Source organism: Bacillus altitudinis (genome assembly GCF_001191605.1).
In the GTDB taxonomy this organism is placed as follows: Bacteria; Bacillota; Bacilli; order Bacillales; family Bacillaceae; genus Bacillus; species Bacillus altitudinis.
Genome location: NZ_CP009108.1, coordinates 898,547 through 921,404 on the forward strand (window position 1 = coordinate 898,547; position 22,858 = coordinate 921,404).

22 protein-coding genes, 4 tRNA genes and 1 other annotated feature are annotated in these 22,858 nt (G+C 40.2%); of the genes, 3 read left to right on the top strand and 23 right to left on the bottom strand.

The genetic code is table 11. The features are described from left to right. Nucleotides 1-130 precede the first annotated feature (130 nt). The 9 genes from ID12_RS04500 to ID12_RS04535 all read right to left on the bottom strand — a co-directional run bounded on the left by ID12_RS04500 (nucleotide 131) and on the right by ID12_RS04535 (nucleotide 8,855). Complete coding sequence (locus ID12_RS04500; protein WP_234717167.1) at nucleotides 131-1,549, bottom strand: RNA-directed DNA polymerase; 1,419 nt, start codon at nucleotides 1,547-1,549, stop codon at nucleotides 131-133. A gap of 8 nt (nucleotides 1,550-1,557) precedes the next feature. Continuing rightward, nucleotides 1,558-2,193, bottom strand: a complete 636-nt coding sequence (locus tag ID12_RS04505; RefSeq protein ID WP_050826797.1) for an SLATT domain-containing protein — start codon at nucleotides 2,191-2,193, stop codon at nucleotides 1,558-1,560. Nucleotides 2,194-2,461: 268 nt separating this feature from the next. Next, entirely contained in the window at nucleotides 2,462-3,907 is a 1,446-nt protein-coding gene (locus ID12_RS04510; RefSeq protein WP_050826798.1) for a hypothetical protein, read from the bottom strand. Nucleotides 3,908-3,974: 67 nt separating this feature from the next. Next, entirely contained in the window at nucleotides 3,975-4,454 is a 480-nt protein-coding gene (gene rlmH / locus ID12_RS04515; protein ID WP_050826799.1) for a 23S rRNA (pseudouridine(1915)-N(3))-methyltransferase RlmH, read from the bottom strand. An 80-nt stretch (nucleotides 4,455-4,534) separates the two neighbouring features. Then, nucleotides 4,535-4,705, bottom strand: coding sequence for a CxxH/CxxC protein (locus ID12_RS18760; protein ID WP_008360116.1), 171 nt, complete (start codon nucleotides 4,703-4,705; stop codon nucleotides 4,535-4,537). Nucleotides 4,706-4,869: 164 nt separating this feature from the next. Beyond that, nucleotides 4,870-5,697, bottom strand: a complete 828-nt coding sequence (locus tag ID12_RS04520) for an energy-coupling factor transporter transmembrane component T family protein (RefSeq protein ID WP_050826800.1) — start codon at nucleotides 5,695-5,697, stop codon at nucleotides 4,870-4,872. After that, nucleotides 5,688-7,403 carry an ABC transporter ATP-binding protein gene (locus tag ID12_RS04525; RefSeq protein WP_050826801.1) on the bottom strand — a complete coding sequence of 572 codons (1,716 nt, stop codon included), beginning with the start codon at nucleotides 7,401-7,403 and terminating at the stop codon, nucleotides 5,688-5,690. The genes ID12_RS04520 and ID12_RS04525 overlap by 10 nt, the downstream gene beginning before the upstream one ends. A gap of 19 nt (nucleotides 7,404-7,422) precedes the next feature. Continuing rightward, a complete protein-coding gene (locus tag ID12_RS04530) occupies nucleotides 7,423-7,980 on the bottom strand; it encodes an ECF-type riboflavin transporter substrate-binding protein (RefSeq protein WP_024718471.1) in 558 nt (185 codons plus the stop codon). A gap of 14 nt (nucleotides 7,981-7,994) precedes the next feature. Next, nucleotides 7,995-8,855, bottom strand: coding sequence for an SAM hydrolase/SAM-dependent halogenase family protein (locus tag ID12_RS04535; RefSeq protein ID WP_017368438.1), 861 nt, complete (start codon nucleotides 8,853-8,855; stop codon nucleotides 7,995-7,997). A gap of 111 nt (nucleotides 8,856-8,966) precedes the next feature. Then, nucleotides 8,967-9,237 (bottom strand) — a binding site (T-box leader). A 192-nt stretch (nucleotides 9,238-9,429) separates the two neighbouring features. Here ID12_RS04535 and ID12_RS04540 point away from each other — a divergent pair. Both ID12_RS04540 and ID12_RS04545 read left to right on the top strand, forming a co-directional pair. Further along, the gene (locus tag ID12_RS04540; RefSeq protein ID WP_046527570.1) at nucleotides 9,430-10,119 is read left to right on the top strand and encodes an ABC transporter permease; all 690 of its coding nucleotides are present in this window, start codon (nucleotides 9,430-9,432) and stop codon (nucleotides 10,117-10,119) included. Further along, nucleotides 10,120-11,001 carry an ABC transporter ATP-binding protein gene (locus ID12_RS04545; protein ID WP_017359972.1) on the top strand — a complete coding sequence of 294 codons (882 nt, stop codon included), beginning with the start codon at nucleotides 10,120-10,122 and terminating at the stop codon, nucleotides 10,999-11,001. Between the two features lie 39 nt (nucleotides 11,002-11,040). On the opposite strand, the gene ID12_RS04550 is transcribed toward ID12_RS04545, so the two are convergent. From ID12_RS04550 to ID12_RS04600, 11 genes are all read right to left on the bottom strand, one after another. Then, nucleotides 11,041-11,505, bottom strand: a complete 465-nt coding sequence (locus ID12_RS04550) for a GNAT family N-acetyltransferase (protein WP_080987765.1) — start codon at nucleotides 11,503-11,505, stop codon at nucleotides 11,041-11,043. Nucleotides 11,506-11,574: 69 nt separating this feature from the next. Continuing rightward, on the bottom strand, nucleotides 11,575-12,762 hold the full coding sequence (locus tag ID12_RS04555) for a S1C family serine protease (RefSeq protein ID WP_050826803.1): 1,188 nt from the start codon (nucleotides 12,760-12,762) through the stop codon (nucleotides 11,575-11,577). Between the two features lie 81 nt (nucleotides 12,763-12,843). Continuing rightward, entirely contained in the window at nucleotides 12,844-13,638 is a 795-nt protein-coding gene (locus ID12_RS04560) for an MBL fold metallo-hydrolase (RefSeq protein WP_007497388.1), read from the bottom strand. Nucleotides 13,639-13,644: 6 nt separating this feature from the next. Continuing rightward, nucleotides 13,645-14,508: a two-component system regulatory protein YycI gene (locus ID12_RS04565; protein WP_024718467.1), complete on the bottom strand. Its 864-nt coding sequence runs from the start codon at nucleotides 14,506-14,508 to the stop codon at nucleotides 13,645-13,647. Next, nucleotides 14,495-15,874: a two-component system activity regulator YycH gene (gene yycH / locus ID12_RS04570; RefSeq protein ID WP_050826804.1), complete on the bottom strand. Its 1,380-nt coding sequence runs from the start codon at nucleotides 15,872-15,874 to the stop codon at nucleotides 14,495-14,497. The genes ID12_RS04565 and yycH overlap by 14 nt, the downstream gene beginning before the upstream one ends. Beyond that, entirely contained in the window at nucleotides 15,864-17,702 is a 1,839-nt protein-coding gene (gene walK / locus ID12_RS04575; protein WP_019743492.1) for a cell wall metabolism sensor histidine kinase WalK, read from the bottom strand. The genes yycH and walK overlap by 11 nt, the downstream gene beginning before the upstream one ends. A gap of 7 nt (nucleotides 17,703-17,709) precedes the next feature. Further along, nucleotides 17,710-18,417, bottom strand: a complete 708-nt coding sequence (yycF, locus tag ID12_RS04580) for a response regulator YycF (RefSeq protein ID WP_017359978.1) — start codon at nucleotides 18,415-18,417, stop codon at nucleotides 17,710-17,712. A 347-nt stretch (nucleotides 18,418-18,764) separates the two neighbouring features. Beyond that, nucleotides 18,765-18,837 (bottom strand) — tRNA-Phe (locus ID12_RS04585). 26 nt (nucleotides 18,838-18,863) lie between these two features. Further along, nucleotides 18,864-18,940: transfer RNA gene (locus tag ID12_RS04590), tRNA-Asp, on the bottom strand. An 81-nt stretch (nucleotides 18,941-19,021) separates the two neighbouring features. Then, nucleotides 19,022-19,093, bottom strand: a tRNA-Glu gene (locus ID12_RS04595). 6 nt (nucleotides 19,094-19,099) lie between these two features. Then, nucleotides 19,100-19,175, bottom strand: a tRNA-Lys gene (locus tag ID12_RS04600). 334 nt (nucleotides 19,176-19,509) lie between these two features. On the opposite strand from ID12_RS04600, the gene ID12_RS04605 reads away from it, so the two are divergent. Then, entirely contained in the window at nucleotides 19,510-20,034 is a 525-nt protein-coding gene (locus tag ID12_RS04605; protein ID WP_017368445.1) for a peroxiredoxin family protein, read from the top strand. Nucleotides 20,035-20,064: 30 nt separating this feature from the next. Here ID12_RS04605 and ID12_RS04610 read toward each other — a convergent pair whose 3' ends face one another. The 3 genes from ID12_RS04610 to ID12_RS04620 all read right to left on the bottom strand — a co-directional run bounded on the left by ID12_RS04610 (nucleotide 20,065) and on the right by ID12_RS04620 (nucleotide 22,851). Beyond that, a complete protein-coding gene (locus tag ID12_RS04610; protein ID WP_024718463.1) occupies nucleotides 20,065-20,274 on the bottom strand; it encodes a hypothetical protein in 210 nt (69 codons plus the stop codon). 15 nt (nucleotides 20,275-20,289) lie between these two features. Further along, nucleotides 20,290-21,423: a DUF418 domain-containing protein gene (locus tag ID12_RS04615; RefSeq protein ID WP_050826805.1), complete on the bottom strand. Its 1,134-nt coding sequence runs from the start codon at nucleotides 21,421-21,423 to the stop codon at nucleotides 20,290-20,292. A 132-nt stretch (nucleotides 21,424-21,555) separates the two neighbouring features. Beyond that, a complete protein-coding gene (locus ID12_RS04620) occupies nucleotides 21,556-22,851 on the bottom strand; it encodes an adenylosuccinate synthase (RefSeq protein WP_007497400.1) in 1,296 nt (431 codons plus the stop codon). Nucleotides 22,852-22,858: the final 7 nt, after the last annotated feature.

Here is a 22,858-nt window from a genome sequence, read left to right on the forward strand (position 1 = left end):
TCCTTTAAGAACGCAATATGTCCTTATATATGTTCGTTGTCAAATACTGAAATAATAATTCAATATTAATTACTTAAATAAAGCTTCACTTTTATTTTATAACTCCCAGAATCATTACTAATTAACTCCTTCATACATATTTTTTAACAAATTTAACAAAATCCACATTAACTATTTCGATCTTATTTAATAAATCACTATGTTTATTTTTATTCTGAAATAAATATGCAACCGCTACTAATGTATCACGAAATGTAAAGTTACTATTATTTAATAAATAGTTTAAAATCAACTTTATTTTCGATCCATTTATGACATTTTTTCTTTCTAAATGCCGACAAATTAATACATATAAGACGGTAAATTGAGATGGATTGAATTGAATATATCTCCAGTTTTCAACTAAATTCTTTAACTCTTTATCACTTAACACTTTCCATTTACCAGAGAAAATAATATTATTTAATATTTTTCTATTATCTTCGCCTTCAATTGATATGTATTCATCTAATATTTCCTTGTACCTTTTCAAATCTATACCGCTCTCTTCTTCTAATCTACATAATTTATTAACTAATTGAATTAAGTTACCATTATTAATTATTTCTTTAGTTCTTTTATCTATAATTTTTTCACTAGTGAAGGATACCATTTCTTCACCATAGTCAAAGCCAATTACTTCAACTGTATTTTTATATTCTTCTGGACTTAAGAATTTTGTTTTCGAGGAATTTAACACTAACTCTTCATTCCATAGTAAATAGCTTATTTCATTAAGCAAGTTATTATTTCTTTTATAGTCCATCTCACCATCTAAATAAATAAAATACATATCATCAACAAATCTAATTAGATTTATGTTTTCTCTTGAAGCTATTTTCTCTATTTTTGAATCAAAGTCTTGCAAATATACTTGAGATAATATTGATGAACCTATTGAATAATGAAATTGTGGTAAACAATCAAATCCACAAAAATTAAGAAAATAACTCAAATCATCAATAATCTTATTTTCTCCTAGTAACGTTTTTAATTTATTTATCAACGATTTTAATTTAATCGAGTTAAAAAAATCCTGTAAATCTATTTTTAACACGGGAAAATCAAAGTATCTCTCTCTCTCTTTTTGAAAACTGCTATAACTTTTATTAAATCTAGCATTTTGTTTGACATCCGAATGATTAGAACTTATGTCTAAAAATCCTGAATAAAATATCTTCATTCGTTCTTTTGAGAAATCTAATTTAGTATCTTCATCTAAAAACAATTTGGCTATTCTAAAAACAATATAAGTATAATAGGTATAGTATATTGGACTTATCAAATACATATTTCTAGGTGTAAAATAATCGTTCTTATAAATAAAATCTCTTGCTTTAAAAGGGTAATTATTTTCACAAAAATCTTTAACATCTCTTTCTAATTCAATTTTAATAGCCGAGAAACTATGTTTATCAAAGTAATTGGTAATAGCAATAGTTTGTGGATTATATTTTTTAGATTTGGACATTGATAATATATACTTATATGTAAGCTCAATTAGTTCCATCATATCACTCACTTTAGAAAATAAATATAAATAGTAACTATAGGAAATAAGAGTATGGCCATATTAACATGTAATAAAATGTTGTCTACTGTAAAATCTTTTATTTTCTTTTTCTTAAATTCTTTATCTTCTATTATTTTATTAAATCTATGTTTTGCATCATCAACAGAATCATGATTTTCGTTATTCTTAAGTATTGACTGATACTCAAACATAATAATATCAAATCTCTCTATTAATGACTTGTCATCACTATTACTATTATTCTTTTCTAAAAACAACTTTTTTAACTTTAAAATTAAGTCTTCTATATCTAATTGATGATAGTGTGTTTTTAAAGCCCTCTCATTATAATTCAACTCATTTACATAGTATTGTAATAGGATTACGTAAATCGAGAAAACTCCAGCAATTAAGCTAAAACCACTATTTGAAAAACTAGGTTCTACTTCCTTTCCTCCAAGAGACAATAACACAAATATTACCGCTTCAATGTTTAACCAGAAAAAAATTATTTTCCATTTGTCACTATACTTCTTTAAACGTTTACTCATTTCTATTCTATTATTTCTAGTTCTATTTAAAGTATTAATTTTTGTTTCTATCTCTGATATTATAGTTATATTTTTGTACTCCTTCTTCACAATTCCGCTCCTTTCTTAATATAAAATACTATATATATTAATACTAACGATTTGATTTTACTTATGATAAGGCTCTCCGTAATGCACCTAAGTGAGGTTTTATCTAAAGGCAGCTCCTAACACGAATGATAGTCACTGCTCAATACTTTATATTATAAAACTCTCGCCCTTTAATACATTTTTAAAAGGCTCTTGAGCATTTTTTTAAAGTCTAAAAAAATATTTTACTTTTTTAGGTCTAAACTACCTATCTATTTAACGAATTTTTTTACAAATTTAGCGCTCTTAATAGAATAGTTCCAGAGATGTCATCTTTTAAGATTTCTCTTGAAGAACTTATTGCTCTATCAGGGCTAAACAAATGAAGCTCTATACGATTATATCTATTCTTATTTTTCTTCATTATAAAATCCACTAAGTAGGGAGTAATATCTAAAGGAAATTGTATAATCTGATGCCATTCTTCATTAATCAAAGCCTTAATTTCGAGTATCAATTTATTATGATTTTCTAGTACTACAGGTCCAACGGTTACTAGATTTGTACCTTTATAAAGAGTTAATAATTCTTTTGGAGCCTCTGCAAATAAAGATAATGTACTTAATCCTGTAGGATACTTTTTTAAATACACACCCTTACTTATCTCTATTTCTCCAGCTTTATTTTGTAAATAATCTTGTAATATATCTTCAATCATTGTAAAGACTGATGAAAATGCCGCTACATTAACTCCCTTAAATTCTTCATTTTCAATATGTTTAATAAAATTGCTTTTACTTAATGCAATATTTTGTCCATCTTTAGCTACTTTGGATAAGTCCCCTTCTTGTTCTTCATACTTCATAATTTTAAAATCTAAAATACCTATATCACTAGACTCTTTATTTATTTTAAGTGCATATAAATTAGGAATTAGTAGATGTTTTTTTGTAATTTTATCGAATTCTTTTACCATATATAGTCTTCTTCCATTAATATCTTCTCTAAATAAATCCTTATCGAAATAATAATGTTCGATACTAATATATGGTGTGTCTTTACGGTGCTCTGGTACTGGTAACAACATAGAATACACATTGTTCCCATGATATAATACTTCAGCATCTCCAAATTCACTATTAATATCATCAGCATCTCTATCAAAAATAAATATTTTACAATATTCATTCTCCAATAAAGCATGATAATCACGAATTTTTTTTAATTTATCGTTACCCATCTGAGTTTTTTTATCAGGTTCAAAAAATTCAATATCTAAGCTTTGAAACATGTCATTTCCATTTAACTTTTTTAAAGCATATTTTAAATGTCTCCAGTCTGTTTGTCCTTCTGTAATAATTATATTTTTACTAGGATTAGTTAGTTCATCTAATCTAACGTTTAAGATAGGAAGATATTTTTTTATAAATACCTCTATAATTCCATCGGAGGAGGCTATTTTAAAAAGAATTTCATCTTCTTCAGGGGAACATTCAGTTTGAACAATTCCGCTTTTGTTTAAATACAGCCTATCCTCATCCTCATTCCCATATAAAAATATATCATCATCTAAGAGCATAAGATCCTTCAGCTTAAATTTAAAATAGGCACAATTACTCGAGTTTTTAGAAGTATGTGATACCATCTTTATATAAATCCAATTATCTTCAAATTTCTTTAGTATTTTAAAACCCAAATTCAAATCTATAATTTTCAAACGAATATCATGTTCCATATTCATCCCCCTTATAATAAGAACTCTATTACATCAGATTATATATATATTTCTTCAAAAACCTCATTCACTTATGATAAGGCTCCCCCCGCACAATCCGAAACGCCCGATAAATCTGCTCCACCAACACCAACCTCATCAACTGATGCGGGAACGTCATTTTCGAAAACGACAGTTTCTCATTCGCCCGCTGCATGACAGCGTCGCTTAATCCAAGGGATCCACCTATGACAAAACATACCTTACTTTTTCCGTATGTTGCCAGCTTATCTATTGTATCGGCTACTTCTTCGGAAGTTTTCATTTTTCCTTCGATGGCGAGGGCGATGACGTGGGCGTCTGGGTTGATTTTGCTTAGGATGCGTTCGCCTTCTTTGTCTTTGATGATTTTCATGTCTTGCTCACTGAGATTCTCGGGTGCTTTTTCGTCTGCGAGCTCAATGATCTCGATTTTTGCGTATGCCTGTAATCGTTTTGTGTATTCGGCTATGCCTTGCTTTAAATATTTCTCTTTTAGTTTTCCTACTGTGATAATTGATATATTCACAGGTCATCCCCACCTTAAGAACAAGTTATTCATATAAGTTATCAACAATTGTGGATAAAATTTGTGTATTTTGTGTCCGATCATTCGTTCCCCACTATATATATTGCAGGTTCATCGCACAATTCACAGGTTGTGGATAAGCTGTGTGTATGTTCGATTTTTCTGAATTCTGGCGGTGTTTCGTGATCATCTATGTACATGTCTAGTACGGTTTCTATATGTTCTGCACAAGCATAAAGTGATTTGTTCATAAGTTTCTAATTCCTCCAATATATTATCTGGTTATTCACAAGTATTTCGCTCATTGTTCAATATAACCGATTTATTCACATGTTAATAGTCTTTTACCATTTTCCACACCTTTTATCCACAAACCAAATAAAAAAGCCTCCACTCCTGTGAAGGCTTCCTTCTATCAAAACGGATTGTAAAATCTCGTTCCTCTAACAAATGTAATCACTAGCGACACAATCAGTACCGCTCCAACAAAGATTAACGCCGCATAATCTGCTTTTTGAAAGTCTTTCGCCGTAAACCATGTGCGCTTTTTATGCTTTCCAAACCCGCGCAATTCCATCGCATTGCTGATCTTTTCAATCCGCTCTAGGCTGGAGAAAATCAGCGGCATCACAATCGAAAGCGCATTTTTAATCCGTTTTCCCAGTTTTTCATTCTTCGATAAATCAATGCCTCTTGCTTGCTGAGAAATGGCAATCGTTCGAAAATCACGCTGAATATCTGGAATATAGCGTAGCGCAATCGCTACCGCATACGAAATCCGGTAGCTGACCCCGATTCGGCTGAGCGATGAGGCGAATTCACTTGGATTTGTTGTCACGATAAACAAAAGCGCCGCTGGCATCACAGTCACGTATTTCAGTGTAATGTTCAATTGATAGAAAAGCTGTTCAAGTGTGACATTGTACCAGCCTGCAATATGAAATAGCTCGTGCTTTGCTCCGTAGATGGCGACACCTTGCTGGGGCGCAAAGACGTAGATGGCGATGTTGTTGATCACAAGAAAAATCGCCAGGACGATCACCACAAAGGAGATATCACGAAATCGTACGTTTGATAGCTGAAAGAACACGATACTGGCAACTAGCATAAACACTAATACGCCTGTATCATATGTGAGCATCGCTGCGGATGACCAGAGGATAAAGCAAATGAGTTTGGTTGCCCCTGTCAGCCGGTGAATTGGCGATGGGCGATCGATATAAGACAGCATGTCTACAGCCATGTCATTCGTTCCTTTCTGTCAACCTCAATGAAGCGATCCACGAGTTCATTTGGATTTGGCCAGTCTGCTTTTAGCGCCAGTTCATACAGCGACGTTTCCTTTAAGCTCGCCTTTTGGACTAGCAACTGATCTGTCAGCACTTTGGCTGGTGTATCATCTGCGATTTTTTCTCCATCTGAAATGACGATGGTTCTTGTTGTGTATTCGAGCATGAGATGCATATCATGGGTGATCATCAAGATCGTGACGCCCTGCTGATTTAATTGCTCTAAAAACGTCATCATCTCTGTGTAATGTCTAAAATCCTGTCCGGCCGTTGGCTCATCTAAAATGATGATTTCTGGCTCTAACACAAGAATGGATGCAATGGTGACGCGCTTTTTCTGTCCAAAACTGAGTGCTGAGATCGGCCAATTTCGAAATGGATACAGCCCGCATACTTTTAAGACTCGCTCCACTCGTTCCTTGATGTCGTCTTCCTTCACACCTCTTAAAACGAGACCGAGTGCGACTTCATCAAAAATCATTTGTTTCGAAATCATTTGATTTGGGTTTTGCATGACGACACCGATTCGTTCGGAGCGCTGTTTGATGGTGTCTCCTGTGATGTCATCGCCATTTAAAAGGATTGTCCCTTTTGTTGGCTTTTCAAATGCGCAGAGCACCTTGGATAGTGTCGTCTTGCCTGCGCCATTGGCACCGGCGATGCTGATCATTTCTCCTTTTTTGACGGTAAAAGAGATGTTGCTCAGCGTGTTTGGTCTTGTCGGATAATCAAAGCTCAGCTCACGCACTTCTAGTAAATCCGGCGATTCATTCTGCTCGACTGATGGCTCAGATGCTTCCATCCATTGCTCGATTTTCTCTTTTGCCTCGTCATTTAAGGTGAAATGCTGTAAATCAGCGATTTGATCTCCTGCTGCAATCGGAATGCCTGCATATTTCATCGCTCTCACATATAAAGGCTCACGTAAATATGCCGCTTCTAATACATTTGAGGCGAGCAATTCATCTGGTGTCATATCCGCTGCAATCGTGCCGTCATTGACAACGATGATGCGGTCGACATGGCGGAAGAGGACGTCTTCCAATCGATGTTCCACCATCACGACCGTTTTTTTCGTTTCTTTTTGCAGACGGTCAATGAGGTCGATCACCTCTTTTCCTGTTGCGGGATCAAGGCTTGCCAGTGGTTCATCAAACAGCAAAATGTCGACATCGTTGACAAGTACGCCTGCGATGGCGACACGTTGTTTTTGACCGCCTGACAGCTCATGCACGGATGATGCCAGTTTGCCGTCTACCTCTGTTAATTTTGCCGCTTTCTCGACACGTGTTTTCATTTCTTCGCGTGTGACTTGATCATTTTCTAGTGTGAACGCGATATCTTCTCCAACGGTCAGCCCGATAAATTGTCCATCAGGATCTTGCAGCACCGTTCCGACGAGCTGTGAGAGGGAGAAAATGTTCTCTTTCTCTGCATTTTTCCCGCCGATGTGAAGACTTCCTTCCATAGAACCTTTATAAGACGCAGGAACTAGCCCATTGATACAATGGGCTAGTGTGCTTTTTCCCGATCCAGACGGGCCTGCGATGAGGACTTTTTCTCCTTCATAGATGGTCAGGTTGATATCTTTCAATGTTGGTTCTGCCTGACTGCGATACTTGAATCCGAAATGTTCGAATTGAATCATCGGTTTCTTCATTTATGTGTTCCACCTTGCTTCATGATGTTTCTTTCGATAGACTGCCGCTTTTGCTTCTTGTTTTCGCATAAGCCGCAATGATGATGGTGCCTAGTACACCGACTGTGATGATGTTTGAGATTCCTGCTACGATGCCTTGAACAAACACTTTATTTGCAGGTTCTGCATAGATCACAATGTCGAGTACCGGCGCAATGACAAACCAGCCTAATGCTTGTGCGCCGGCTTGGACGGCGTTGAAGAGCGTGATTTTTTTCCAGCCAAAGTCGCCCTCTTCTACTTTTAAACGGTTCGAAATGAGGCCGATCAATAAACCAACAACACCCGAAACGATAATCCAGCTCCACCAAGGTCCAAATGTGGTGGCATCTTTAATGAGATGACCAATAAATCCAATCAATGCGCCTGCAATAGGACCAAATAACACGGCCATTAATGCAAGGAACGCGTACGATGTTTCAATTTGTGTATTCGGAATCCCAGTTGGAATGGAGACGAAGCGTCCTAAAATGACAAAGACGGCTGCGCCAATCCCGATGGCAACGACAGTTTTCGTTGAAAGTTGTTTACCTGCCATGATGTTTCCTCCTCTTATTCGTATATAATGCGCGGAGCTTTGCGAATCGAAAGGCGCCAGCCTGTGCCTGTACCGATGTTATAAGCCTTTGCAAATGACCCTTGATTGATCGCCACGCCTAAATGATCGAGTGAATTGACATATACGAGTGGTTCGCCTACCTTTAAATCGGCAAAAGATCGTCCATAGGTCATGATATTTTTATACACATTTTTTGGCCCGTTGGCAATGGTAACTTCTATTGCATCCCCATAATTGATTGAAAGCTGTTCAAATAACGTATGATGAATGTTTGTCCATAGGTTTCCGAACCGCACATCTAAAATATCAATCGTCCCTGTGATCACTTCTTCTTCCGCATAAGCTTGTACGACTGGAAGGTGAATAATGTCCTCTATATTCGCCTTTGGCCCGACCTCTTCAAAAGAAATCACACCTGAAGCAATTCTCGCGCCTGTATAGGCGTAAATGTCTCTACCATGGAAAGTATGTGATTTTCCTGACTTCGGCAGACGGTTGATGGTTTCATCTAAATACCGAGCCTCCACGATACCAATATCCTGTGCGACATGCGTAAGTGTCCCATTATCAGGTGTGATGATGTAGTGTGAGCTTGTTGTTTTGACGACGAGGCTCTTTCGCTCTGATCCAACGCCTGGATCAACAACGGAGACAAATACCGTTTCTTCCGGCCAATATGTGACCGTCTGAAGCAAGCGATAAGACGCTTCCCAAATGTCGTATTGGGGAATGTTGTGAGTTAAATCAAAAATGCGGATGCCGCTTCTCACTGTATTGGCTACGCCGTACATTGCGCTGACCGCTCCATCATCAATACCGAAATCTGATTGTAAAACCAATGCATGTTCACTCATGTTAATCTCCCTTTCATTTGAAAAAATGGTTGTAGTGTTTCACGTGGAACATTTGAACATTTGTATGAAAAAAAGTGGACAATAAAAAATACCCCATCCTTATCTATGAATCATAAGGACGAGGTATTTGTCTCGTGGTACCACCTTTATTTACTGTTTGCTCGCGCTAAACAGCCTCTACAAGTACAAAGCTCCAATTTGGCTCATATACTGTGGTTTTGATAACGAGTACCAACTCTCGTCGTCACCTACTAATATCATGGATATGTTCAGCACGAGGCTCAGAGACCATTTTTCGAATCATTATTTTTGCTTCTTTTCAGCTACCGAAGCTCTCTGTGGAAAAATTGATGATTGTACTTTCTCTCGTCATTGCCTGTTTAACTATCTTGAATTAAAGCTATCATACATGATGTTTTTTGATAAATCAAGATATTTTTCTGAACATTTTTAAAAATGAGTTAACTGTTCTGGAAGAGTCTTCTTTTTTATAAAATTTAAGCAAATGTTAAAGAGCGAGATATGGTGTCTTTCTTTTCTAGGGGTATAATAAAGATGAAGGGAGGTACAGTGTGTGTGGACCATCTGTATGAATGAATTTAAGCAGCTCTTCAAAAGCAAAAAATCCATCTTAACAATTGTTATTATTTTCATTTTATCTACTTTTGTATCAAGTCTTCCATTTATAGCTGCTTATCAAGGGAAGTGGGAACAGGCAAAGGACCCTTATTCCATTGGGAATGAACTAGTGATTTCGTTATTTGGTTTCTTCCTTATTTTTTTATTATCTCATGATATTTTGAGCCGCGAAATTCATTTGAAAACCATTCGTTTTCTCGTCAGCAAAACGACCCGTTTAAACATTGTCATCGGGAAATATCTTGGGCTGATGCTGTTTTGGCTCAGTTGCATTATGACCACATATATATTAAATATGGTGATTTCACATCGTTTTCTGTTCTCTGATGCCTTAAAAATATTAACGTTTATCAGTGTCGGCATCTCCTGTGCTTTGTTTTTGTCCATGCTCTTTCCAACACCACAGAAATCGATGTTTGTTGGCATGTTGTTTTCCTTTCTATTTCCGATCATGAGCATGATGTCTGTTCTTTCTTCAGAACGGTTGATTCACTGGTTCCAATACGTGACGCCTTATTATTATGCGCGCTGGAGTGAACCGCTGACCTATGTGCTGATGAATGCCGCATTGACTGTTGTCTTACTCGTTGGAACTGCACTACTGTTTCAGAGGAGGGATGTCTAAGTGCTTCACACAAAAGGGCTGACAAAAAAATATCGGACAAAAGTCGCAATAGATCATATTGATCTTGATATCCATCAAGGGGATATCTTCGGCCTCATTGGACCGAAGGGTGCTGGTAAGACGACCTTTTTTAATATCATTACAGGGATCTCCCGCCCCACCTCTGGCACGTTTATCATGATGAACATGACGTCGTTAAAAAAAGTACGTCATCATATCGGTGTTCTGCCTGAATATACAGATTTATATGAAGGGCTGACTGCTATTGAGCATATTGCCTATTTATCGAAAATTACGGGTACTCGCCAGAAAACGAGCTATTATGAAGAATTACTCGAATTTGTTGGCTTACATCGTTATCATCAAGAGAAAGTCGGTGCCTTTACACCTGGGATGAAGAAACGGCTCGGAATGGCTCAGGCCATCGCTCATCGGCCTGACTTTATTTTACTTGATGAGCCTTTTGCGGATATTGATGCAGATTCTATCTTACATATCCAGCGGGTGATTGAATCGTTAAAATTCGAAGGAAAAACCGTCTTTTTAACAGCAGACGAGCCAAGGTTCACCCAGCCTATTTGTACCAAAACAGCTTTCATATCTGAAGGAAAAATCGTGTCCTCAAGTACTCATCCTCAAGAGAAAACCATCACGTCCTCAACCATTCGTGCCACCTTCAAGCATGCATGGATTGATGATGAGGTGAAGCCTGTTCTCACGCAGTACTTACAAAGTGTGGGAACAGACCTTGTGATCAGAGATGACGAGACCTCATTGTTGATTCGTTCAGAAGCTCAAGTCCCAGCCATCATCCGTGCGTTTGTGAAATGCAAAGTCGACCTATACCGAGTCACGGCGCAAGATGCCATGATGTCCACATAAAAAAGTACCGTACGCTCACTGCACGGTACTTCTCTTTTTTTATAAAGGCTTGCTCATGTAAATCCCAGTCTCAGCAAATCCCGTTTTCTCATAAAGTGAGCGGGCGATTTGATTATGGGCAAAGACATGCAGCGATAGTTTCTTCACACCTAATGACTTTGCCTGCTCTTCTAATGCCGTCATGGCCTGTTTTGCCAAGCCTTTTCCTCGATACGCTTCAAACAAAATAAAATTATAAATAAAGCCTTCATGCTGGGGATGATCTGGATCATAGCAAAGCCATACCCACCCAATGGATTCGTCTCCATGCATGAAGGTCCACAGCTCATGATCCTCTGTCTGAAGTCCTTCAGGAAGCAACCGGTCAAATTGTTCCTCTGCGTTCTTTTGCGCTTCTTCCTGATCCCATGTCCCTGCGAGTACCTTTTCTCCTGCGTACCTCTTAATAGACTCCTCTATTAAGACGTCATAATCCGTTTGTGACATCGGCTGTAATGTGACCAAATCCTCTCTCCCCCTTTTCTTTATCATATGCCGGGCATATAAAAAAAGCCAGTCCCCTATAGGAACTGGCTAGCCTCCGAACCGATCGGTTTGGGAGAGCTTGATCTCGACTGATTTTTTCTTTCCGCTTCGGTAAAATTGCACCTTTACCTTGTCGCCGACTTTCTTTTGATAAAGATATTTACGCAGATCGACGATATTCTGTACTTGCTTGCCGTCAAACGATGTCACGACATCCAGCTCTTTTAGCCCCGCTTTTCCTGCTGGAGACAAAGGCTCGACACTCATCACGACGACTCCGGTTGTGACCTTTGATGGCAGTTTTAATGTTTCCTGCCAATGATAGCTTGCAATATCTGCTAGTGATTTCATCCCAACACCAAGGTACGGACGCTTCACCTCTCCATAGCGCTCTAAATCCTCTATGACAGGGATCACCAGATTCGCAGGAATAGACAGCCCAATCCCTTCCACCTCTGACTCCGCAATCTTCATTGAATTGATGCCGATCACTTTACCGTCCATATTGATCAAGGCTCCGCCGCTGTTCCCAGGATTAATGGCGGCATCCGTTTGCAAAACTTCCGCATTCCAATCCGTCTGTCCATCACCATTAGAATCAACAGGGATTGCACGCTCCGTTCCAGAAATCACACCTTGTGTGACGGAGCCAGCAAATTCAAGGCCTAATGGATTTCCAATGGCGATGACAGGCTCACCTGGTTTGACATGGTCTGAATTGCCGAAGGCAGCGGTTTTCTTGATCTTATCACTTTTGACCGTGAGTACCGCTAAATCCATCAGTTGATCACTGCCGACAAGATTTGCCCCGATCCTTGTCCCGTCCTGAAGGCTCACTTCAAGCTGGTTTGCGCCTTTGATGACATGATGGTTGGTCACGATATAAAAGGTGTCACCCTTTTTTTTATAAATCACACCTGACCCGCTTCCTGCTTCACCGCCTTCTTCCCAAAAGCTCGACTTTTGAATGTTAATGACGCCGACAACTGTATCCGACATACTCGATACCACTTTTGTGACCGCATCATTCACGTTCACATTGACGGTCTTTAAAGGGCCATCTGATGCCTGCTGATCTCCAGCTGACTGCCAGCCAAAGGGGCTGCCGCTTTGGCCAGACACATAGGGGAAAAAGAATCCCATTAAAAAAGCTCCTACCAATACACCGATCAGACCAGATAGGAAATATCCTTTTCTGCTTCGTCTCGGCTTCCACTCTACATCGCGATAATCCACTATGTTTCCTTCCTTTCAGTGAATAGATGATGTATATAGTGTTGGTAAGAAGCTCTTATCTTAATCATACGATTGTAAAAATCATACGGCGCAAAGCGGGGTTGCTTTTTTCGGGTCCGTATCATATAAATCAAAGCCGTCCCCTACAACAAAGCCCTTCATTTCAAGCGTCTGCTGGACCGCCATACGGGCTAAGTCCTTCATGTTGTTGTCTTGACTCAAGTGGGCCAAATAAATGCGTGAGGTGGCGTCTCCAATCACGTCTGTCATAGCAAGAGCTGCATCTTCATTGGATACGTGTCCGACATCGCTCAAAATTCTGCGTTTAATACTCCATGGGTAGCGTCCCATTTGCAGCATGCCGACATCATGGTTGCTCTCAAATACGAACGTATTGGCTGATTTAATAATCCCTTTCATCCGGTCACTCACATAGCCTGTATCCGTCATAAGGGCAAGTTTACGCCCGCCATAATGGAATACATAAAACATGGGCTCTGCCGCATCATGTGATACGCCAAATGATTCAACATCGAGACCGCCGAATGATTGAACCGTCTCCATATCAAAGTGGAATTTCTGCTCCGTATCCACTTTCCCAATATGTGACTCCATCGCCTTCCATGTTTTCGCATTTGCATAAACAGGAAGCTTGTACTTTCTTGCCATCACACCGAGTCCTTTAATATGATCTGAGTGCTCGTGTGTGACAAAAATTCCGTCCAAGTCTTCCGGCTTGCGATCGATTTGACCAAGCAGCTCTACCATCTGTTTGCCGCTTAAGCCCGCATCTACTAAAAAAGCATGCTCGTCTGTTTCTAAATAAAAAGCGTTCCCCGTACTTCCGCTCGCTAGTACACTGAACTGCAAGCTCATGTTCTCTCACTCCAATGAAGATTTGTCTTCTTTCTCTATATGATCAAGGGTTGAGCCATCAATGGCATTGATCAAATATTCTTCCTCTGTCTTTTTCTTTGAACCAGTTGCCACGCCTTCAATCTCTACTCGCCATACAGGAACCATGACTTGAGTGCTTGCACCTGGGTATTGCGTGTAGTAGCCAAGCTCCACTTTTTTCACTGTCGTGTTTTGGCTCAGCATATTTTGTGTATATAAGTCCTTCACCGTTTCAAGCGCTGGGACAAGGGTTTCTTTTCTCACTTCATTAATCGATGTCACCATCGACTGCCGATACGAGACGACCTCGTTTTGATCGTTCACATCCAATGTGATCTTCCCAATAGTTTCGGTGTCATCAAGACCTTCTTGGAAGATGTATTTTCCTTTATACGTTTGGAAAAAGACGATTTCACCTGTTTCTTCATCGATGCTCCAGAGCTTATAATTCTTACCATCCAGTAAACGCTGGCTCACAAGATTGGTCGCTGCTGTTTTCATATCTTTTTTCGGCAATGCAACTGGTTTATTGAAGGTCATTTCAAGCAGGGTGACAGGATCATCTTTCTCGGTTTTCGGGAATGTGCTTTTCGTCTTTTGATCAGCTAATCCGTCGACATCCTTTTTCGTATATTGCTTTTTCTCAGCTGTAATGCGGTATCCAATCTTCGCTTCATCTGATAGATTGCCATATTTGATTCCGTCTGCCTTCATTTCTTCCAGCGTATCTGTTTTTTCGATAATCGCAAAATGATCGGTCGATCGCTTTTCAAAGTATTGAAAACCTAGAAAGATATCGAGAACGAGAAAGGCTAGGATAAAGATCGTTTTGGTCTTATTCCACTCCATGATTCTCGCTCCCCTCTGTCAGCAAATCATTCGTTAAAATGACGGTTTTTCCGTTATATTTCATACACCATACCGGCTCTAGCCAGACAAACATCGCTTGATCCTGATCTGATGCCGTGGATGTCGCTTGATAGGCAGGGAAAATCTGTTCAATTTTCTCTAAATCATCATACTTCGTCTGCTTGATGATCAAGTTTTTCAGCTCTGTCCCATTCATCAGTTTGACCTGTTCACTCTGACTCGCTTTGTTGCCGAGAATGTAGTTTGGACGCTTATAACTCAAGATGTCATCATTCGCCCATTGTACTTCAAGTGATGTCATACCAAATGGATGTTTTGTGCTGTTGACGATCGGCAGTCCATCCATAAACATATTAAAGGACAGCTGCTGGTTGCTGTTGATGCCGAAGTATTGATAATTATCGGTAAAACTTCCGTTATCATTGAAATATTTCACGCTTCGCTTGATCAAATCTCCCGTTTGGAATACGGTACTAGAATTGATATTACGATGCTGATATTGGATGCGGTGGTCTTTTTGATTTGCTTCAAGACGACTCGTTCCATCTGTATACACCGTCCGGTTTAAATTAGACTCTTCCCCAACTAGACTTGGGTCTGTAAACAAAGCGTCCTTGAATTTGCTTGTCTTAATCGTTTCGATAAAGAACATTTTCGCTTCAAGCTGCTTTTGCTTCTGCGGCAGAAGGAAATCTCGTTTTGAATTTGTAGAGAAAGTATATAGATCATAGCGCGGCATCTCGTTTTGAGCGGCGGCAATGCTATCCATCAGATTACGATAGTTGGCTGATTCAATCGTCAGCTCAAGCACCGATTCCTTGCTGTATGAGATCAAATAGACTTTCTTATTGGCCTTATCCGGCTGAGCGAACGGCACAATCATCCGGTCAAACGAGTTGTATTCAATGGATTTATTCGGCCATTTAAACAGCGCTTGGAAAATATCAATCGGAATCGGATCATTGAACACAAGATCCAATGTTTTACCTTGCCCCTCGCGTCCATAGAAGAAATTCTTAAATTTCTGCTCGGAATATTGGTCCGACACATCGGCAATCTCTTTGACATCCCACAGGCTCACATCATTCCAAAAGTTTTGGAAGAGTTCCTTTTGATCCACTTTGAAATGCTCTCCATTGGAATGGATGAACATCTCACGCGGCTTCACGACATCAATGAGACTCCGAGGCTCGTCGCTTGAAATCTTCTTCGTTTCCACGACCTTTGTGCCGGCATCCGCCTGATCCTGCATGACGGGCTGGAACATCCAAATATTCCACGTAAACACAAGACTGATCGCAATTAGGATTGTCAATATAATGGTTTTAAAGGTCTCACGCTTCATCCCAATCATCCTCTTGTTCTTCATTGTACGGAAGGGTAAAGGTTACCGTTGTTCCTTTTCCTTCAATGCTGTCAGCCCAAATATCTCCGCCATGAGCCTGAACCATTTCTTTTGCAATCGCAAGGCCTAGGCCGGTTCCGCCAAGCTTTCTTGTTCTTGCCTTATCCACTCGATAAAAACGTTCAAAGATTTTATCCATATCCTTCTTCGGAATACCGATTCCTTCATCTTTGACGCTGAATAACACAAGGCCCTTCTCCTCGTCCAGATCGACGGTAAACGTAATGTGTCCACCCTCTGGTGAGTATTTCATGGCATTGGAAATGATATTATCGAGCACCTGTGTGATTTTGTCTTGATCAATTTCCACATATATTTCACGCTGCGGCAGGTTGCGGATGAAATCGACATGCTGCTCCTTCGTCATTTCAAAACGATCAATGACGAGCGAGATAAACCTGATAAAATTCGTCCACTCACGATTGAATTGATAATCCTTGCTGTCGAACTTAGACAGCTGGAGCAGGTCATTCACAAGTCTAATCATGCGCTCTGTTTCATTTTGCGTGACACTGAGGAACCTTGGTGCAAGCTCTTTATCACCAATCGCACCTTCAGCGAGTGCCTCAAGATAGCTTCGCATCGTCGTTAGCGGTGTACGCAGTTCATGCGATACGTTCGCCACGAATTCGCGGCGTTCAGCATCAATTTTCTCTTGCTCTGTCACGTCATAAATGACCGCGATCAAGCCATCAATCTTCCCATGCTCTTTCTGGATGACTGAGAAATTGACACGCAAAACAGACAACTGATCTTCGCGTTCAATTTCTAGCAGCATGGAGTCTTGATTTTCGACTAAATCTTCAAATGTATGAGTTTCCTCTAAGCCGAGCAAGGACGTGATCGGCATCTCTAGAGCTGTTTCACGTGAAACATTCAAAAGCTCTAGTGCCGGGCTGTTTAATAGAATAATGGCCCCGTTTTGATTCGTGGCAATGACGCCATCTGTCATATAGGCGATAACAGAAGAAAGCTTTTTCCTCTCACCCTCTGTCATCAGCTGCGCTTCCTCCAGCTCTCTCGTCAGATGGTTAAATGTCGTCGCTAGCTGACCAATCTCATCATGTCCATACTTTCGGACCTTTCTGGAAAAGTTCCCTTTGGCGAGCTCGATCGCTTGCTTTCTCATATCCGAAATTGGGTGTGTAATGGTTCTGAATATGAATATACCAAGTAGAGCGGTCGTCCCAAGTGCGATGAGTGTACCCGTCGCCAAAATGGTGTTGATCGTTCGCATTTGGTTAAAAACACTTTCCATGGATGAGACCACATAAATGACACCAACAGTTTCTTGGTTCTCATTTTTCACGGCTGTCGCCGATATGCGGACTCGTTTATTTGATTCTGGGTCATAGAATTTTTTCTCGTAGTCTTTGCCAACCGCGAAAATACGGCTAATGATTTGATCTGTGATTTTCTTCCCGGCAATCTCTTGACTGCCGTTATTCACAGAGGCAATGACCTCTCTGCTTTCGTCAATATAGCTGACTTCAGAAATTTCATTAGACTCATCTTTGTTGTTAAAATCGTTTAATATCTTTTGAGCATCCTCTTTTAATTCTGCCTTGCTTTTCGATGAATCTTGTTCTAGGTAATACGATAACGAGTAGATTCGCTGATTCAAGGAATTATCATATGAATTAATTAAGGACTGCTCTAGCTGCTTCACAAAGTACACGCCAATGATCTGCATGGCGACAATGATCAGCAGCACATAAATCAAGGTCAATTTAAAGTGAATCGAGCGAAAAAAACCTACTTTACTCATAAGAATCTTAGTCCTGCTCTGGGTTTCTTAAATAGTAGCCGACGCCTCGTCTTGTCACGATCCAGCTCGGGTGGCTAGGGTTGTCTTCAATTTTTTCACGAAGACGGCGGACTGTCACGTCTACTGTACGGACATCTCCGAAGTAATCGTAGCCCCAAACCGTTTGCAGTAAGTGCTCACGTGTCATGACTTGTCCAATATGTTTCGCTAAGTAATGAAGCAATTCGAACTCACGATGCGTTAACTCAATCGTTTCGTCACGCTTAGACACGACATACGCATCTGGGTAGATCACAAGTGAACCAATCTCGATATCATTTGATTCAGATTCTTCCTCTGATTGCGGAGCAGCAGTCTGTCTTCTTAAATTTGCTTTTACACGTGCAAGCAGCTCGCGTGTACTGAATGGCTTTGTGACATAATCGTCCGCGCCAAGCTCAAGACCAATGACTTTATCGATTTCAGAGTCTTTTGCTGTCAGCATGATAATCGGCATATCATATTTCTTTCTCACTTCACGGCATACTTCAACGCCATCTTTGTTCGGCAGCATAATGTCGAGCAAAATAATGTCTGGCTTGATTTCTTCTACCATTTCAAGGGCTTCATTTCCGTCATACGCACAATGAACCTCGTAGCCCTCTTTTCTTAAGTTAAATTCCAATATATCCGCAATCGGCTTTTCATCATCTACGACAAGAATCTTTTTTTCCATTGTGATTTCCTCCTGCATTTTTAGCATCTATGTCATTCCATTTTGCATGTCTCATTATGCCTTCTTCATTTACGAAAAAAAGGCTCACTGTCTATTATAACGTTTTACGAGGCAAAGATAAAAATAATAACGGCTTTCTTTGCTAGTAAACGTTGGATAGAAGAACCCCGCCCAAAAGATTTGATGACTTTTTCCTTTTTTATTGAAACTTTTCCAGTCACCAAACGTCTATATACATGTAACGTCTTCTTCTTATGGAGCCGGGCCCTACCTAGGTCCGGCTTCTCCCTTTTTATGCCTTCTTTTCATAATAAAAACGCACCTGCGATTGCAGATGCGTTTGGAAGTGGCTCGGGACGGAATCGAACCGCCGACACACGGATTTTCAGTCCGTTGCTCTACCAACTGAGCTACCGAGCCATCATCAAAAGATGAATATGTATAAATGGCGGTCCGGACGGGACTCGAACCCGCGACCTCCTGCGTGACAGGCAGGCATTCTAACCAACTGAACTACCGGACCTCAGTAACTTGCCCGAAAAAGCAATCGTGGTGCTCCTTCAAGCAAGTGAGGAAAAATTAGCTTAACGCTAAAGTAAATCAATGACCCGTACGGGATTCGAACCCGTGTTACCGCCGTGAAAGGGCGGTGTCTTAACCGCTTGACCAACGGGCCAAAACATGGTGAGCCATGAAGGACTCGAACCTTCGACCCTCTGATTAAAAGTCAGATGCTCTACCAACTGAGCTAATGGCTCTCGGTTTGTGAAAAGTAATTCTGAAGAAGTTGTACTGCGTCAAACCAATCGCTTTAAAAAAGCTGGAACATCGCATCCTAACAAGTTTCAGAGACCTTTGCAACAACGAGATTTATAATATCATAGAGTAATTACATATGGCAATACGTTTTTCGACATTTTTTTAAAAAAAGTGTCGGATTTGATATCTTCTGTTAAACCGCCTAATCCTGCAAGCGCCTTCATTCAATCATTGGCTACTGCCCAATCCAGCACACAGAAACGTTTGATTCCGACCAATATTGGTTATACAAGAAACAAACAACATGGTGATTGAAAAAGGAGGAAGCATAGGATGAGTTCATTTAAATTAGGAGATAAAATGCCCGATTTTTCACTGCCAACAGTGCAGGGCGATCACATTGAGTTTTACAAACATTTAGAGGAGCATCAAAGCTGGCACCTCATCGTTTTCTTTAGAGGATCATGGTGCCCAGTATGTGTCGAGGAATTAAAAGAGCTGGAAAAACAGCAATCCTATTTTCAAGACAAGGATATTCACTTAATGACGATTTCAACAGATAACCCTGAAGACTTGAAGGAATTTGCAGACAAAGAGGGACTTTCTTTCCCCATCATGTCTGACCAAAACCTCACATCATTGAAAGCCTATGAAGTCTTCTATCACGGAGAAGATGCCCCATATGAAGATCACGGGGTGCACGGAGAACCTGCCTATTTCTTATTAAATGAAAAAGGCCAAGTCCTCTATCAGCAAAGACAAACAAGTCCATTTGGCAGACCGCATGCCAACGAACTGCGCAAAATCATTCAATACATTCGTAAAAATTTAAAAGGCCAATATAAAAGCCTAAAATAAAAAAGAAGCTCTCATCAGAGGGCTTCTTTTTTATGAATGTTTTTTATTGTATAGCCAATCTGCGGTGAAAAACACAAGAAGACCTGTCATTAAAATCACAAAAGTCACAGGTGTACTCTCACCTTGAAAAAAAGCGTAAGACGCATGTCCACCTAATGCTAGAAGATAAAAAACAAACGCCGATCCTGCTGCTTTTTGTGCATTGGCTTGTTCTCTTTTCGTCGTTTTTTTGAAAAACATTGTATCTATTCCCCTTTAAGATGCTTTCTTCATTGTCACACGGCGAAGTGCCCGTGATCGGATATACTCCATTGGCCCAATTCGCCAGACGTGTAAGCAAAGGGCTGAAATAGCGATTTGCAGCAGGGAGATCAACAGCCATGACAAGACGATAAGGGGGGCGTTGATTTGGCCGCCAAGACCCAATCCCCAGCTGTAAAAAAGGATCGAGCAGATGACATTTTGCAGGATATAGCAGCTAAGCGCCATTTTCCCTACATATTCAAACCAAGTCCACATGAACCATGACTCCGTCCGTGCTAGAAGCTTCGCCACGACAGCAATATAGAAAATAGAGAGGAATGGCGAAAACACATAGCGCACCACGAATTCTACTATGTCATTTGGTACGAAGACGAGCGCATTCAGCGGCAGTCCAATCCACAAACCCATTCGGAACAATATTTTCCGCAGAGATTGCCCACGCTCATTTGCATAAAATACACCAGCTCTCATCATCCGCACACCTAATAAAAACAAAAAGGTATTCATTGGGATAATAAAGATCGCTTCTTCTCGGTACATCAAAAAGTGCTGTAATCGGTCTTGAACTTGAGATATCCATGTCTCCGGCAGTTGTTCTTCGTACGTTGGTTCACTGCTCCCGTCATAGGATTCAGTTTCCAATTCAGAGAAAGAAAATACAACGAGAAAAGCCGTCACCAACAAATGAATGACACCCGAGACAATCATGCCTTTTTTGATGCGCCGACTTCCTCCACGGACAATAAATGCCACAAGCAAACCCGTGATGGCGTAACTCATGAGCACATCATATTCCATCACTAGCGCAAAATGGACAAAGCCTTCAATAAATAAAAATAAAAGAATCCATAAATATGTACCCGGCCAAGTCGTATTTTTTCTTTTCGCCTGCTGGTATTTCAGCTCTAGCCCTACGCCAAACATGATTGTGAGCAGCGATAGCATTTTGCCATAAACGAACATAGAGACAAGACTTTCAAGAAAACTGCCATTTTCATATTCATCCGCAATCTGATCTGTCGCAAAGGTATCCCCTGCGTATGCAAAAAACCAGACGTTTGTACCCAATGTACCTAATATCGCAAAACCTCGTAAAATATCTAATAATCGTATTCTTTCTTTCACTAGAACGCTCCTTCCCTTTTATACAGTTATCATATTTTGGTAATATCGGGAAGTCAGTTCCGTAGAAATTAAGGAATATTTAAACAAAAAAAACACCAGTAAAATGTGTAATTTTACTGGTGTCTGATCAGTCTATAATGATGGACGGTACACGCTGCGGACAACGTTCGTTTGGGAACGGTCTGGTCCGACTGAGAAAATAGAAAGTGGAATACCTGTTAATTGTGAAATGCGCTCTAAGTAATGACGGGCATTTGCAGGCAGTTCACTTAAATTCTTCACGCCTGTAATATCCTCTGTCCAACCTGGCATTTCTTCGTAGACAGGTTCACATTTCGCTAATTCATTTAGACTTGCTGGGAATTCTTCAGTGATTTCTCCGTTCAATTTATAAGCAACACAGATTTTCAATTTCTCAATCCCTGTTAGTACATCGATGGAGTTAAGAGATAAATCTGTAATTCCGCTCACACGGCGCGCATGACGGACAACAACACTGTCAAACCAACCAACACGGCGCGGGCGGCCAGTTGTCGTACCGTATTCACGGCCAACTTCACGGATTTGATCGCCAATTTCATCATGGAGTTCTGTCGGGAATGGGCCATCACCTACACGAGTTGTGTAAGCTTTTGATACGCCGACCACATGTTGAATTTTCGTAGGACCTACACCAGAACCAATCGTCACGCCTCCAGCCACTGGGTTAGATGACGTCACGAACGGATATGTCCCTTGATCGATATCAAGCATAACGCCTTGTGCCCCTTCAAAAAGAACACGGCGGCCTTCATCTAGAGCATCGTTCAATACAACAGATGTGTCCACGACATATTTTTTCACTTGCTGACCATATTCATAATACTCATCTAAAATATCTTCAATTTTGAAGCCTTCTGTGTCGTACATTTTCTCTAAAAGACGATTTTTCTCTTCTAGATTACGGGCAAGCTTCTCTTCAAATACTTCACGATCTAATAAATCTGCGATACGGATTCCGACGCGGGCAGCTTTGTCCATATAAGCTGGTCCGATTCCTTTTTTCGTCGTACCGATCTTGTTAGCCCCTTTCCGCTCTTCTTCTACCTCGTCCAATTTTAAGTGATAAGGCAGAATGACATGGGCTCTATTGCTGATTCTGAGGTTATCTGTACTCACATTCCGTTCGTGAAGATACGCAAGCTCAGTGACCAACGCTTTAGGATCAACCACCATTCCATTACCGATGACACAAGTTTTCTCTTTGTAAAAAATACCGGACGGAATGAGGTGTAGCTTGTAAGTCACTCCATCAAATTTGATTGTGTGACCTGCATTGTTTCCCCCTTGATAACGGGCAATCACCTCTGCATTTTCTGAAAGGAAATCGGTAATTTTCCCTTTCCCTTCGTCACCCCACTGCGTACCTACTACGACTACTGAAGACATATCGTGC

Bases quoted from the DNA above. Each gene is read 5' to 3' on its own strand.
- ID12_RS04500 (WP_234717167.1), bottom strand. From the start codon at position 1,549: ATGGAACTAATTGAGCTTACATATAAGTATATATTATCAATGTCCAAA.
- ID12_RS04510 (WP_050826798.1), bottom strand. From the start codon at position 3,907: ATGGAACATGATATTCGTTTGAAAATTATAGATTTGAATTTGGGTTTT.
- ID12_RS18760 (WP_008360116.1), bottom strand. From the start codon at position 4,705: ATGAACAAATCACTTTATGCTTGTGCAGAACATATAGAAACCGTACTA.
- ID12_RS04520 (WP_050826800.1), bottom strand. From the start codon at position 5,697: ATGGCTGTAGACATGCTGTCTTATATCGATCGCCCATCGCCAATTCAC.
- ID12_RS04525 (WP_050826801.1), bottom strand. From the start codon at position 7,403: ATGAAGAAACCGATGATTCAATTCGAACATTTCGGATTCAAGTATCGC.
- ID12_RS04530 (WP_024718471.1), bottom strand. From the start codon at position 7,980: ATGGCAGGTAAACAACTTTCAACGAAAACTGTCGTTGCCATCGGGATT.
- ID12_RS04535 (WP_017368438.1), bottom strand. From the start codon at position 8,855: ATGAGTGAACATGCATTGGTTTTACAATCAGATTTCGGTATTGATGAT.
- ID12_RS04560 (WP_007497388.1), bottom strand. From the start codon at position 13,638: ATGAGCTTGCAGTTCAGTGTACTAGCGAGCGGAAGTACGGGGAACGCT.
- ID12_RS04565 (WP_024718467.1), bottom strand. From the start codon at position 14,508: ATGGAGTGGAATAAGACCAAAACGATCTTTATCCTAGCCTTTCTCGTT.
- yycH (WP_050826804.1), bottom strand. From the start codon at position 15,874: ATGAAGCGTGAGACCTTTAAAACCATTATATTGACAATCCTAATTGCG.
- walK (WP_019743492.1), bottom strand. From the start codon at position 17,702: ATGAGTAAAGTAGGTTTTTTTCGCTCGATTCACTTTAAATTGACCTTG.
- yycF (WP_017359978.1), bottom strand. From the start codon at position 18,417: ATGGAAAAAAAGATTCTTGTCGTAGATGATGAAAAGCCGATTGCGGAT.
- ID12_RS04605 (WP_017368445.1), top strand. From the start codon at position 19,510: ATGAGTTCATTTAAATTAGGAGATAAAATGCCCGATTTTTCACTGCCA.
- ID12_RS04610 (WP_024718463.1), bottom strand. From the start codon at position 20,274: ATGTTTTTCAAAAAAACGACGAAAAGAGAACAAGCCAATGCACAAAAA.
- ID12_RS04620 (WP_007497400.1), bottom strand. From the start codon at position 22,851: ATGTCTTCAGTAGTCGTAGTAGGTACGCAGTGGGGTGACGAAGGGAAA.